The organism is Streptomyces jeddahensis, from assembly GCF_001642995.1.
GTDB classification, from domain to species: domain Bacteria; phylum Actinomycetota; class Actinomycetes; order Streptomycetales; family Streptomycetaceae; genus Streptomyces; species Streptomyces jeddahensis.
The window spans coordinates 20,410-32,774 of record NZ_LOHS01000077.1 but is presented as its reverse complement, the minus strand read 5'-3'; the positions used below and the strand labels follow the sequence as shown (position 1 = coordinate 32,774).

General features: G+C 69.7%; 11 protein-coding genes and 1 riboswitch. Of the genes, 5 read left to right on the top strand and 6 right to left on the bottom strand.

Annotation, left to right across the window (positions count from 1 at the left end; translation table 11 throughout):
* Positions 1-68: 68 nt before the first annotated feature.
* Positions 69-545, bottom strand: a complete 477-nt coding sequence (locus STSP_RS16070) for a heme-degrading domain-containing protein (protein WP_067277937.1) — start codon at positions 543-545, stop codon at positions 69-71.
* Positions 542-1,618, bottom strand: a complete 1,077-nt coding sequence (locus tag STSP_RS16065; RefSeq protein ID WP_067277935.1) for a Gfo/Idh/MocA family oxidoreductase — start codon at positions 1,616-1,618, stop codon at positions 542-544. Before STSP_RS16065 ends, STSP_RS16070 begins: the two co-directional genes overlap by 4 nt.
* A gap of 312 nt (positions 1,619-1,930) precedes the next feature.
* Here STSP_RS16065 and STSP_RS16060 point away from each other — a divergent pair, with 312 nt between their 5' ends.
* The 4 genes from STSP_RS16060 (at position 1,931) to STSP_RS16045 (ending at position 5,189) form a co-directional block, all read left to right on the top strand.
* Entirely contained in the window at positions 1,931-2,803 is an 873-nt protein-coding gene (locus STSP_RS16060) for a hypothetical protein (RefSeq protein WP_232789661.1), read from the top strand.
* Between the two features lie 202 nt (positions 2,804-3,005).
* Positions 3,006-3,785: an HAD-IIA family hydrolase gene (locus STSP_RS16055; RefSeq protein ID WP_067277932.1), complete on the top strand. Its 780-nt coding sequence runs from the start codon at positions 3,006-3,008 to the stop codon at positions 3,783-3,785.
* Between the two features lie 117 nt (positions 3,786-3,902).
* The gene (locus STSP_RS16050; protein ID WP_067277930.1) at positions 3,903-4,508 is read left to right on the top strand and encodes a hypothetical protein; all 606 of its coding nucleotides are present in this window, start codon (positions 3,903-3,905) and stop codon (positions 4,506-4,508) included.
* A 12-nt stretch (positions 4,509-4,520) separates the two neighbouring features.
* Entirely contained in the window at positions 4,521-5,189 is a 669-nt protein-coding gene (locus STSP_RS16045) for a class F sortase (RefSeq protein ID WP_067277927.1), read from the top strand.
* 48 nt (positions 5,190-5,237) lie between these two features.
* Here STSP_RS16045 and STSP_RS16040 read toward each other — a convergent pair whose 3' ends face one another.
* Together STSP_RS16040 and STSP_RS16035 are read right to left on the bottom strand one after the other, a co-directional pair.
* A complete protein-coding gene (locus STSP_RS16040; RefSeq protein ID WP_078067223.1) occupies positions 5,238-6,032 on the bottom strand; it encodes a CbtA family protein in 795 nt (264 codons plus the stop codon).
* Positions 6,033-6,047: 15 nt separating this feature from the next.
* Entirely contained in the window at positions 6,048-6,266 is a 219-nt protein-coding gene (locus tag STSP_RS16035; protein ID WP_067277925.1) for a CbtB domain-containing protein, read from the bottom strand.
* Between the two features lie 34 nt (positions 6,267-6,300).
* Positions 6,301-6,439, bottom strand: a riboswitch (cobalamin riboswitch).
* Positions 6,440-7,097: 658 nt separating this feature from the next.
* Between STSP_RS16035 and STSP_RS16030 the strand changes: the two genes are divergently transcribed.
* Entirely contained in the window at positions 7,098-8,075 is a 978-nt protein-coding gene (locus STSP_RS16030; protein WP_067277923.1) for a glycoside hydrolase family 6 protein, read from the top strand.
* 87 nt (positions 8,076-8,162) lie between these two features.
* Here the strand turns inward: STSP_RS16030 and glxA are convergent, their stop codons facing one another.
* Positions 8,163-10,100, bottom strand: coding sequence for a radical copper oxidase GlxA (gene glxA / locus STSP_RS16025; protein WP_067277920.1), 1,938 nt, complete (start codon positions 10,098-10,100; stop codon positions 8,163-8,165).
* A complete protein-coding gene (locus STSP_RS16020) occupies positions 10,097-12,115 on the bottom strand; it encodes a glycosyltransferase family 2 protein (protein WP_067277918.1) in 2,019 nt (672 codons plus the stop codon). The genes glxA and STSP_RS16020 overlap by 4 nt, the downstream gene beginning before the upstream one ends.
* Between the last annotated feature and the right edge of the window lie 250 nt (positions 12,116-12,365).

The window sequence follows — 12,365 nt, the reverse complement described above, 5'->3', positions numbered from 1 at the left end:
CACCCTCCCCCAGCTACCGCTGGGAGGTGCCCCCAGCCCTGCGGAACGATTGCCCACAGCCGCGCCGGTTAGCTTTTGAAGCGTTCCAGGGCTTCCACCACCAGGGCGTGGTCCTCGATCTGTGGCAGGCCCGAGACCACCACCGTGCCGATGACGCCTGCGCCCTCGATCGTGATCGGGAAGGCGCCGCCGTGGGCCGCGTACACGTCGGGGTCCAGGCGGGAGGAGTCCTCGAAGGTCGTGCCCTTGGCGCGGAAGCGGGAGCCGACCAGGTAGGAGGAGCAGCCGTAGCGCTCCACGACGCGGCGCTTGCGGTCGATCCAGGCGTCGTTGTCGGGGGTCGAGCCGGGCAGCGCGGCGTGGAACAGCTGCTGGCCGCCGCGGCGGATGTCGATCGCGACCGGCGCGTTCCTCGAGCGGGCCAGCTCCACCAGCAGCGTGCCGAGGGCCCATGCGTCGTCGTACGTGAACTGCTTCAGGACCAGGCGGCGTTCCTGGTCCTCGAGTTCCGCGATGTCCGGGGCGCCGTTGCTCGCGGTGCTCACAGGCTCACCGCCACACCGTCGCGGGCCGAGCGGCGCGCCGCCTCCAGCACGTCCAGGGCCGCCGCGGCCTCGTGCGCGGTGACCGGGTTGGGGCCCTCGCCGCGCAGGGCTGCGGCCACCGCCGCGTAGTACGCCGGGTAGTCGCCGTTCAGCGTCGGCACGGGGTTTCCGCCGCCGGTCACCGGGGACTCACCGGAGCCCAGCCGGCCCCACAGCGACTGCGGTTCGGCGCCCCACTCCGTCTCCGTGGCCGGGCGCTTGCCCTCGCGCAGCGCGGCCTCCTGCGGGTCGAGGCCGTACTTGACGTAGCCGGCTGACGAGCCGAGGACCCGGAAGCGCGGGCCGAGCTGGGCCGCGGTCGCGGACACGTACAGATGCGAGCGCACGCCGCTCACGTGCGTGACCGCGATGAACGTGTCGTCGTCGGTCTCGGCGCCCGGCCGCCGCACGTCCGCCTCGGCGTACACCTGCACCGCGGGGCCGAAGAGCACCAGGGCCTGGTCGACGACGTGGCTGCCCAGGTCGTACAGGAGACCTCCGATCTCTTCGGGGTCGCCGGACTCGCGCCAGCCGCCCTTGGGGTGCGGCCGCCACCGCTCGAAGCGCGACTCGAAGCGCCATACGTCGCCCAGCTCGCCCTCGGTCAGGAGCTTCTGGACCGTACGGAAGTCGTTGTCCCAGCGGCGGTTCTGGAAGACGGACAGCAGCAGGCCGCGGTCCTCGGCGAGCGTGGCGAGCTCGCGCGCCTCGGCCGCCGTACCGGCGACCGGCTTGTCCACGACGACCGGCAGTCCCGCCTCGAGGGCGGCGGTCGCGAGCGGGACGTGTGTCTTGTTCGGCGATGCGATCACGATCAGGTCGAGCTCGCCGGAGCGGGCCCACAGCTCGTCGGCCGCGGCCGCGAGGCGCACCTCGGGGAAGGCGGCGGCGGCCTGCTTCTGCCGGTCGGGGTTGGAGGTGACGACCGTGTCGAGGACCAGGCCGTCGGTCGCGGCGATCAGCGGGGCGTGGAAGACGGAACCCGCGAGGCCGTAGCCGATGAGGCCGACGCGCAGGGGGGAGGTGCCATTCATGCCCTCCACTAAAGCAAAGGGGGGCGGGGGCCGCGTTGCCCGGGCCGTCCCCGGCTCACGGCAGCGGGATCTGCCCACCCCCCGCAGCGGGGTCTGCCCGGCCCTCGGCAGCGGGATCTCTCCAGCCCCCGACAGCGGGACGCCCGGCCCCCGGCAGCGGGATGCCCGGGGCGTATCGCTTTCGTCTGATTTCCGGCTGATCGGGCGGACTTTGGCGGCCGATCGGCCCTGGCGGCCGGTGTCGGTGCACGGGCCGCGGTCGAATGGCAGGACTCCAGCCGTTGCTCGTCCCGCGATCAGCAAAGGCCCTCCATGCGACTGTGCAGGTCCCTCGCGTCCGGCGGCCGTGCCGCCACCGCTGCCCTCGCCGCCACCGCGGTCATGCTCACGCCCGCCACCACGCTCACGCTCCTCTCCGCCAGCCCCGTGGCGGCGGCCACGAACGACAGCTCCGTCGCCCTGCAGCCCACCTGCGCCACCGCGAACAGCGGCGACTTCCCGATCGACACCCGCATCCACGGCGGCCCCGCCACCTACCAGGCCGGCGGCGGCCGGCAGGAATGGCTGATCGACCTCACCAACACCACCGGCGAGTCCTGCGGCAACATCCACCCCGTCGTCGTCCTCGTCGACGAGCGGAGGTCGCTGCAGCCGGGGCAGGTGCGGCTGGAGTTCGAGGACAGTACGCGGCAGAGGGCCGTCACTTTCGAACACACTGATGCCGACGAGAACGTCGGCGTCTTCGGCGACGACTTCGCCGGATTCACGGTCGCCCCCGGCGCGACCGTCACCGTCAAGGTCCGGCTGTCCTTCACCGCCGACGCCCAGCCCGGCGGCGTCGTCGCCAATGCCGCGATCGTCCAGCGCCAGGACGACGACGGCGACTGGGTCGGCGAGTCCAACGACTACGCGTTCACCATCGACCCGGCCCTCGAAACGCCCAGCCCGAGCCCCAGCACCGCGCACCCCGATCCCAGCCCCAGCACGGCCACACCGGACCCGGACAGCTCACCGTCCGCCCGCGAGCCGCAGGGCAAGGAGAAGGACGTCGACGACGAACTGGCCGGAACGGGGCGGCGCCAGCGCGCCCTCATCACCCTGGGCGTCACCGCGGGCGCCCTGCTCCTCGGCGGCATCGCACTCGTGCTCACCGTCCGCAGCGTCGTCCGGCTGCGCAGGCGCTGAACCGGCTGGCGCGTCTGGCTGCGCAGGCGCTGAACGGGCCGCCGCGTCTGGCTGCGCAGGAGCTGAACGGGCCGGCGCCTCCGGCCGCGCACGCGCTGAACCGGCCGGCGCGGCCGCTGGCTACTCTGGGCGAGATCGGACAGAGCAGGCAGAATCACACCCGCTGGCACATCGCGCAGCACCGCGTACGGCAGGAGACGGCATGGCAGAGCGCAAGCCCATCGAATCGTGGCTCACCGACATGGACGGTGTCCTCATACACGAGGGTGTGCCGATTCCCGGCGCCGACGCGTTCATCAAGAAACTCCGGGAATCCGGCAGACCCTTCCTCGTCCTCACCAACAACTCGATCTACACCCCGCGTGACCTGCACGCCCGCCTCGCCCGCATGGGCCTGGACGTACCGGTCGAGAACATCTGGACGTCCGCGCTGGCCACCGCCAAGTTCCTGGACGACCAGCGTCCGCGCGGCACCGCGTACGTCATAGGCGAGGCCGGCCTCACGACGGCGCTGCACGACATCGGATACGTCCTGACGGACCACGACCCGGACTACGTGGTACTGGGCGAGACCCGGACGTACTCCTTCGAGGCCATGACGAAGGCGGTCCGGCTGATCAACGCGGGCGCCCGCTTCATCTGCACCAACCCCGACGAGACCGGCCCGTCGACCGAGGGGCCGCTGCCGGCCACCGGCGCGGTCGCCGCGCTGATCACCAAGGCGACCGGCAAGGAGCCGTACTTCGCGGGCAAGCCGAATCCGCTGATGATGCGCACCGGGCTCAACGCGATCGGGGCGCACTCGGAGAGCAGCGCGATGATCGGCGACCGCATGGACACCGACGTGCTCGCCGGTCTCGAGGCCGGGATGGAGACCATCCTCGTCCTGACCGGCCTGACGACTCCCGAACAGATCGAGAGGTACCCGTTCCGGCCCTCCTCGGTCGTGGACTCGATCGCGGATCTCGTCGACCGCATCTGAGCTCGTCACCTCCCGGCCCGATGACGCTCCGTAACCCCTCGTTCGGCGCAATCGTGCGCCCGCTGCGGATGCGTGGCGGGCGCGCGCGGAGGACCCTCCTGTTACAGGAGGTTCACCATGGGCTCACTGCGACTCACTCTCAGTGCCGGGGCGGTGGTCGCTGCCGCCGCGACGCCGATAGTCGCCGGGGCGGCACATCCGGCACACGCAGAGGACACGGCCGCCGGTGTCTCCGTCAGCCCGTCGGGCCCGGTGCCCGGCAGTGACATCGAGCTGCAGGCGCGGGGATGCACGGGCAGGACGGCCGTCGCCCGGTCTGCCGTGTTCGTCGCCGATGCCCAGCTGACCGTGCGGGAGGGCGTCGCGAGCGGCGACGGCAGCCTGCTCTACGGCGAGACCACGATCAGGTCGACGGTGACCGCCGGGACGTACGAGATCAAGATCGCCTGCGACGGGCGCGAGGACAAGGCCAAGGGTTCGGTCACGGTGGCGGAGCGCTCGGCCGCGACCACGGGCCCCGCGGCCCCCAGCGTGCCTCCGTCGCCGACCGCGCCGGTCAGTGCCGGCGGTGGCGGTGCCGCGGCGCAGCTCGCGGCCTCCCACCCGGACGTCGAGGAGGCCGCCGGACCCGGCAAGGTGCAGGCGGTGGTCGGCCTGGTGCTCGCCGCCGTCGCGGCGGTCGCCGTGGCGTTCCGCAGCGTCCGGCGCCGCCGCTCGGAGTAGGGGCGCACCGCCATGGCGGGCGAAGAGCGTTCTTCCTCTGGCACCGGACGCCTGTTCACCGGAGTCGCCTGGGTGGTACTGCTGCTCGGACTCTGGCTGTGGGGCCGTGAGATCACCGATGTGCCCAGCGGCCTGTCGGCGCCGACCACGGGCGACGCGGCGGCGGTCGGACGGCCGCTCGGCGTCGAACTCCCGCAGGCACTGAAGCCGTTGCCGGCCGCGAAGCCCCTGCGTATCGACGTGCCGTCGATAAGGGTGCAGGCGCCGGTGGTGCCCCGCGGGCTCAGCCCGGACGGGGCGGTCGAGGCACCGTCCTACGAACAGGCCGGGGCCGTGGCCTGGTACGCGGGCGGCACGCAGCCCGGAGCCGCCGGTGCCGCGGTGTTCGTCGGCCATGTCGACACCGAGTCGCGGCCCGCGGTCTTCTTCGACCTCAGTGCGATGCGGCCGGGGGACAAGATCTGGGTGAGCCGGGACGACGGGACGGTGGCCGAGTTCACCGTCGACGATGTGCAGGTCCTCACGCGTGAACGGTTCGATGCGCGGCAGGCGTACGGGGTGCGTCAGGCTGGGCGGGCGGAGCTGCGGCTCATCACGTGTGGGGGTACGTTCGACAAGGCTCGGCGTACGTATACGGCGAACGTGGTGGTGTCCGCGTACCTGACGGGCCAGGGGCCCTGAGGTATACGCGGACACCCCCGTTGCACGGTGCTGGGGTTGTGCGTCGGGTTACCCGACGTCGTGGTGCTGTGCCCACCCGTTCCGCCCTGCGGAACGATTGCCCACAGCAGTAGCAAAGGCGCCAGCTACAGTCGCGGCTCGCAAGCCCAGTGCTCCGAACACCGCCCCGAACACCCCCCACAGCACCGCGTGGGACGCCAGGGACAGTACGCGGAAGTTCCACAGGAGGGTTGCGTCGACGGGGACGTCGTCCGGGTTGCCCGGGAGGGCGAACATGGCCCCCAGGACGGCGATCACGGTGAGGGCCACCGCGGTGTGGCGGACCGGCGCCGGGCGTTCGGCCAGCCGTACCGACACCTGCCAGGCCAGCAGCATGCCGAGCACACCGATCACGATCGACGCCAGCCACAGCTCCTGGCGATCGGAGACCGTGCCGGAGTCGCCGACTCCCGGCGGGTTCGCCGGATAGCGCAGTCCGGGCAGCAGCGACACCGCGAGGAACGCGGCCGCCGAGAAGACCAGCGCGCGCCGCCACGGTGCCGCCTGCGGAGTACGGCGGTGGACGAGGGCGTACGCGATGGCGAAGAGGACGCCGAGCGCCAGCCCGGCGATGATCCCGGTGACGACGAGGCCCGCGTGCTGCGTGGAGCGCGAGAAGAGCTCCTCGTGGTGCTGCACGGCGGCGGCACCCTCATGCGAGTGTGCCGAGCGCGCCTCCTCGTCGCGGATCGCACGGTCCATCAGGGGCTCGGCGGCCAGCAGCGAGAAGAGGCCGGCCGCCAGACCCGCCGCCCCTCCCGCCGCCAGCCCGCGCCCGAGCAGGGCGAGTACAGGATTGGACATGGTGGATACGGCCGATCAGTGGCAGGGAGCGCCGAAGAGGTGCCGGCCGTCGTGCGCGAACTCGTGCAGGTAGTTGCCCGTCGCCGCGATCACGGTGCCGTGGTCCATGAAGACCGCGTAGAGCGCGATCAGCGCGACGATCGCCGCGGCGGACGCGATGAGCCAGTCGCGGGTGCTGGTCGCCGCGGACGTGACCGCGGTGGTGTCGGTGGTCGGTGCGCTGTGCAGAGACATACCGGTGGGCCTCCTTCTGGGGTTTCCACGCCCCATGGCAGGAGGACGACGGGTCAGTTCCTGACTTCCGCGCGCGGGATGCGCGCGGTCACAGTGGCGGGACCGTCCCGGAGTCGCACCGGGTTCCTGTCAACCGTCGCCTCTTTGTATGGACTTGTCGTCCCGGAGAGTCCCAGTTGCGCAGGGACCCTGTCAACGGCGCCTATGTCACACGCTCAGCCGCATGCCTGTGGCGGTACAGGCTCCTGCCGCCACCCGGCCCGGCCGGCGGCCCGCTCCCCCATGGAGCCGCCGACCGGGCTGGTCCTCGACCGCGCGCGCTCGGGCCGCGGGAGAAACCCGGCGCCGGCGCGGGAGGTTCAATGGCCGGTCCCGGACACCCGATGATCAGCGCCCCGGACACCGGGTGATCACGGTCCCGGGCACCCGGTGATCACCGCCCCGGACACCGGGTGATCACGGTCCCGGGCACCGATGATCGCGACCGGTCCAGACCTGAGCCGACTCTAGAACGAACCGCGGGCTGGGACAGAGACGATTTGACGCCAAGTCGCTTAACCGTCTCTCTCCGTACACAGGCGACCGGCGACCGGCGCGGCCGAGGTCCGATATCGGCACACCGCGGCCCCGTAACAGCTCTCCGACGATGCCGGAGCGATCTCGTGGGCCGTGGGGCACCTATGTCACGATTGAGAGCCAGACTGTGCACCCAAGGGGGAGTGGATGTACCGCAATGCAGGCATTTTCCGGGGGAGTTCGGGGAGCTCTCCGGAAGCCCGCGGATCGTGGCTCGGGGCCGGGGTTCCCAGGGGGGTGAGGGCGTCGGCGGCCGTGGCGGGGGCGGCACTGCTGCTGGCGGGGTGCTTCTCCTCCGGTGGCGAAGAGCCGAAGAAGGGCGCGGCGAAGACGCCGGTCCAGCAGCAGCCGAAGGACGAGGACCCGTTCTGGGTCAATCCGGAGGGCAATGCCGCGAAGCAGGTGGCGGCGTACGAGAAGGAGGGCAAGGACGAAGAGGCCGAGCAGATCCGGAAGATAGCCGAGCAGCCCACGGGCCAGTGGATCGGCACGGAGAGCCCGGAGCAGGAGGCGCGCGGTTTCACCGAGGCCGCCGAGAAGGCCGACCGGGACGCGATCCTCGTCCTCTACAACATCCCGCACCGCGACTGCGGCAACTACTCCGGCGGCGGTGCCGCCGACGGCAACGCGTACCGTGCCTGGATCGACGGGGTCGCCAGAGGCATCGGCGACCGGGGCGCCACGGTGATCCTGGAGCCGGACGCGGTGCTGCACCTGGTCGACGGCTGCACGCCCGGCGAGTTCCACGAGGAGCGGTACGACCTCCTCAAGGGCGCCATCGCGAAGCTGAAGTCGCTGAAGAACACCAAGGTGTACCTGGACGCGGGCAACGCGGGCTGGGGCAAGCCGGACCAGATCTTCGAGCCGCTGAAGTGGGCGGGCGTCGAGCAGGCCGACGGCTTCTCGGTGAACGTCTCCAACTTCTACACGACCCAGGACAGCATCGCGTACGGCAAGGAGCTGTCCGCGAAGGTCGGCAACAAGCCGTTCGTGATCGACACCAGCCGCAACGGCAAGGGCCCGTACACGGAGGGCGCGGCGGACGAGCGCTGGTGCAACCCGCCGGGCCGCGCGCTCGGCGAGGCACCCACGACCAAGACCGGCGACGACCTCGTCGACGCGTATCTGTGGGTCAAGCGCCCAGGCGAGTCCGACGGCACATGCAAGGGCGGCCCGAAGGCGGGCGAGTGGTGGCCGGAGTACGCGTTGGATCTGGCCAAGGCCTCCGAATAGCAGCGATCCCCGCGCCCCAAAAGGGGCGCGGGGAACTGCGCGACCAGCCACAACGGACCCGCACCCGAACACGAACGGCGCGGAGCGCTACGGCACCCGGACCCACACCGCCTTGCTCGGCGTCCCCTGGTCATCCGTCACAAACAGCATGTACCACCCGGACTGAACCAGATTCCGGTTCTTCGGAATCGTCACCGTCACCCCGTCCGCCGTCTTCTTCAGATCCAGCGCGATGGAGCGCTGGTCGACATCGGTGACGTGTGTGGAGGCGCTCGGCCGGATCAGCCGTGCCGTCTTGATGGACGACGCGTGCTTGGACGCGAAGGTCGCCGACTCACCGCGCGCGATGGTCTCCTGACCGCCACTCAGCGACGGCCGCGAGTCCCGGTACAGATACGGCGGCGTGTAGATCTCGATGCGCTGCTCGAACGTGCCCGGCTTGGTGTTGGCCTTGTCGGCGTAGAGCGAGTCCGAGCCGAAGAACATCACGCGACCGTCGGGCAGCAGAAGCGAGCCGGAGTGATAGTTGCGGCCGACCAGCGGATCGGCGACCCGCCTGAGGCTGTTGGACTTCCCGTCGTAGATCCGCGCCTCGAGGATGTTGGAGTCGCCACGCCCGCGGTAGTCCTCGGAACCGCCCGACACCAGCACGGTGTCGTCGGGCAGGATCGAGGACTGCGGGTAGCGGGTGCCCTTCTCCAGCTCGGGACCGTCCACGAACTTCGGGTCGTCGGCCAGCAGGTCGATGATGCGCGTCTTCTTGCTGGACTTCTTGGACTCGCCGACCCCGCCGCCGCCGATCACCATGTACTTCTCGTCCTGCGCGGGCGGCAGCAGCACCGTGCCTGCGGTCTCCAGCAGCTTCTTGTCGCTCATGCCGGGGACCTTGGTGAACTTGTTCGTCTTCAGGTCCCAGATGCCCGGGTCACGGCCGACGTCGTCCGGGCCGTAGCCCGCGTTCGCCCCCGAGTAGAACATCCGGCCGTCCTGCATCAGCGAGATCGCCGGATACGTCGGGAACTGCCGGACGTCCTTGGTGTACGTCCACTTCTTGGTCTTGGGGTCGAAGACCTCGTTCTTGCCGGGGACCAGCTGGCCGATCTCGTCCAGGCCGGAGAGGCTGAGGATCCTTCCGTCGCTCATCGTGGTGAGCGTCGGATACCAGCGCGCCTCGTTCATCGGGTCGACCTTGATGTACTTCTCGGCGACCGGGTCGAATTCGTAGGCGTCCTTGATCCCCTGGAAGTCCTTCTTGTCCAGGGCGAGTTTCTGTGCGATGCCGTAGGTGTTCCGTGCATCGGCGCCGGTCAGGCCCTGCACTCGGTAGTTGTCCTGGGTGCCCGTCTCGTATTTTTCGCCGCTCTTCTGTGCCTCGACATAGATACGGCCCAGGCCCGGGTCGTTGCGCAGGAACTTGCCGGTCTTCTTGTCGAAGACCTTCTTGGCGCGCGGGACGAGGATCGGGTCCTTGGAGACGAACGTCTTGCCGTTCTCCTTGCCGGTGAACCTGGTGCCCGCCGGCAGCGTGATCGGCTTGTCGGGGTTCTCGTTGTGGACGATCATCAGGCCGCCGGCCTTGGTGACGTCGCCCCTCAGTTTCTCGTACCGCTTGGTGCCGCCCGCGATCAGCAGATTGCCGTTGGCGAGCTGGGTGTGACCGGTGCAGAAAAGGTCATTGGGAGTGGGGATCTTCTTGATGGTGTTCTTCACCGGGTCCCAGAGCCGGGTGTCGAACTTCTTCGCGTCGAAGTTCTTCTGGTTGTTTCCCGACCCGGCGACCAGAAGGACCTTGCCGGTGTGCAGCAGCGCCGCGTGAATCGTGTTCTGCCGGTACTGCTTCGGGAACTCGACGATGTCCCAGTGGCCGTTCTCGGCCTTGTACTCAGGTCTGTTGATCTTGTACTGGTGGTACTGCTCCGAACCGAACCGGTAGAGGGCCGGTCCGTTCATGCCGGCCAGCGCGAGAACCACCGCCGTGCCTATCGCAATGCGGCGGGCGCGGCGGCGGCTGGAGTGGTCCTTCACTTCTTACGTCCCCCAAGGGCGATCTGCATGGTCTGATCCGGGGCGGCCGGCTGGTCGGGGCCGGTCGCCTGGCGGTCGGAGCCGGACGCCCGGTCGGCGGCGGCCCAGCTCGGCTTGTGCTGCGGCGCGTGGGGGCCGTGCGGAGCATGCGGGGCGGCCGGGGCCGCGGCGCCCGGTGCCGGGGCCTCGGCGGGCTCCACTGCTCCCGGCTCCTGCGCCGTGGTCCGCTTCTTCTTCTCCGCGCGCAGCATCCAGCGCCAGGCGAAGATCGGCGTAGCGGTGATCAGCATCGCGAACGACGCCCAGATGATCATCGCGGGGTGGGAGTGGCCGAAGTAGAAGCCGGCCCCGATCGAGGCGCCGAAGATCAGGATGAAGTACCAGTGGTACCGGAAGGTCCCGAACCAGCGGTCCGGACTCGCCGAGTCGCCCTTGGGGGTGACCACGAACTTGCTCTTGCGGCGCAGTACGGAGTCGATCAGCGCCTTCGCGTACAGCGGCGCCGACAGCGCGGACATGACCATGCCGGCCACACCGCCGGAGCCCTCCGGCTCGTGCGGCGAGACGTTGTGGCGGCGGTTCCAGACGTAGAGACCGATCTGCAGGGCGGAGGCGTTGCCGTAGAGCATCAGCCAGATCGTCGGGTCGATGTTCACGCCTGAGGCACCCAGACCCAGGAACAGCGCACAACTCAGCGCCGCCAGGATCCAGTTGAGGGCCGACATCGGGTAGAAGATGATCATCATCGTGTAGTTGAAGAGCTTGGTCGGCGGCAGCGAGAACCAGCCCTTCCAGTACTGCTTGAGGATCGTCTCGTACGTCCCTCGCGACCAGCGCATCTGCTGGGTGAAGAAGTCCGTCCAGGCGCTGGGGCCCTCACCGACGGCGAGTACGTCCGGGGTGTAGACCGAGCGCCACTTCCGGCCCGTCGCCGGGTTCTTGGCGCGGTGGATCTCGAAGCCGGTCGCCATGTCCTCGGTGATCGAGTCGTACAGACCGCCGATCTGCTTGATCGCCTTGATCCGCACGGCGTTCGAGGTGCCCACGAACATCGGCGCGCCGTAGCGGTTGCCGGCGCGCTGGATCAGCGCGTGGAAGAGGAACTGCTGCGACTCGGCGGCCTTGGTGACGAAGTTGTCGTAGTTGCCGTACACCTGCGGGCCGATGACGAAGCCGACGTCCGGGTCGCGGAAGAAGCCGAGCATCCGCTCCAGGTAGTTCGGCAGCGGGACGTGGTCGGTGTCGACCGAGGCGAAGTAGTCGTAGTCGTCGCCGTGGGCGTCGAGCCAGGCGTTGTAGTTGCCGTGCTTGGTCTTGGCGCGGTGCGGGCCCTTGGCCTGGTTCCACTTGGCTATGCCCTTGCGGGAGAAGTGGTGCACGCCCAGGCGCTCGCAGACCGCCTTGACCTCCGGGTCGTCGCCCTCGTCGAGGAGCCAGATGTGCAGCAGCCCGCGGTGGCGCAGCTTGACCGCGGCCTCCAGCGTCTTCGTCACCATCTCGAGCGGCTCCTTGCCGGGCACGAACGAGGTGAGGAAGGCGACGCGGGTGCCGGTCTCGGGCACCACGGGGATCGGATCGCGGGCGACGAGCGTCGCGTGCGCGTTCGACACGACGTTCATGACGCGGAAGAACTCGATCAGGCCGATCGCGACGAGCATGACGACGTCGAGAGCCGGCAGGAAGTCGTACGCCGGATAGTCCCGTTCGGTCCAGTGCTGGGGCTGCAGCAGCCAGGCGAGCAGGACCAGGGAGAGCAGCGGAGCCGCGCCCAGCATCAGGGCCGCGCGGATGCGGTGCGGCTCCTGCGAGAGCAAAGATCGGTACCGCACCTTGTACGGCTTGGTCGGATCGGGTTGAGTAAGGGGACCGGCGAGCCTGCTGTAGTGCTCGTAGTCGTATCTCGGAAGGCTTTTCTTGAGCCGGAGAAAGCCGCCCGTCCGCTGCGACATCACCCTGAGCTGGGTGGTCTGGGACGGGTCGAACTGCTGCCGGGCGCCCGTTGGCGTCGACGTCATGAGTCATCCCCCCACACGCGAGTCACCGCGTGTTCGTTGTTCCGAACGCCCGCTCCGGTCCCCCTCGACCTTCCCGGACGCGTCAGTGGCAGGCCACCGTCACCTGAGACATGGAACAGCGACCTTCCGGTTGCATGATGCCCCCCTCGGCATCCGTTCGTGAACGGGGCCCCTTCCCCGCCCTCCCCGGCAACCGGTACGGGCCTCCAACTGGCCTGTACCTGCTGTCTCATAGGAGCCAATAGCTCGC

Bases quoted from the DNA above. Each gene is read 5' to 3' on its own strand.
- STSP_RS16065 (WP_067277935.1), bottom strand. From the start codon at position 1,618: ATGAATGGCACCTCCCCCCTGCGCGTCGGCCTCATCGGCTACGGCCTC.
- STSP_RS16045 (WP_067277927.1), top strand. From the start codon at position 4,521: ATGGCGGGCGAAGAGCGTTCTTCCTCTGGCACCGGACGCCTGTTCACC.
- STSP_RS16020 (WP_067277918.1), bottom strand. From the start codon at position 12,115: ATGACGTCGACGCCAACGGGCGCCCGGCAGCAGTTCGACCCGTCCCAG.
- STSP_RS16040 (WP_078067223.1), bottom strand. From the start codon at position 6,032: ATGTCCAATCCTGTACTCGCCCTGCTCGGGCGCGGGCTGGCGGCGGGA.
- STSP_RS16060 (WP_232789661.1), top strand. From the start codon at position 1,931: ATGCGACTGTGCAGGTCCCTCGCGTCCGGCGGCCGTGCCGCCACCGCT.
- STSP_RS16050 (WP_067277930.1), top strand. From the start codon at position 3,903: ATGGGCTCACTGCGACTCACTCTCAGTGCCGGGGCGGTGGTCGCTGCC.
- STSP_RS16055 (WP_067277932.1), top strand. From the start codon at position 3,006: ATGGCAGAGCGCAAGCCCATCGAATCGTGGCTCACCGACATGGACGGT.
- STSP_RS16035 (WP_067277925.1), bottom strand. From the start codon at position 6,266: ATGTCTCTGCACAGCGCACCGACCACCGACACCACCGCGGTCACGTCC.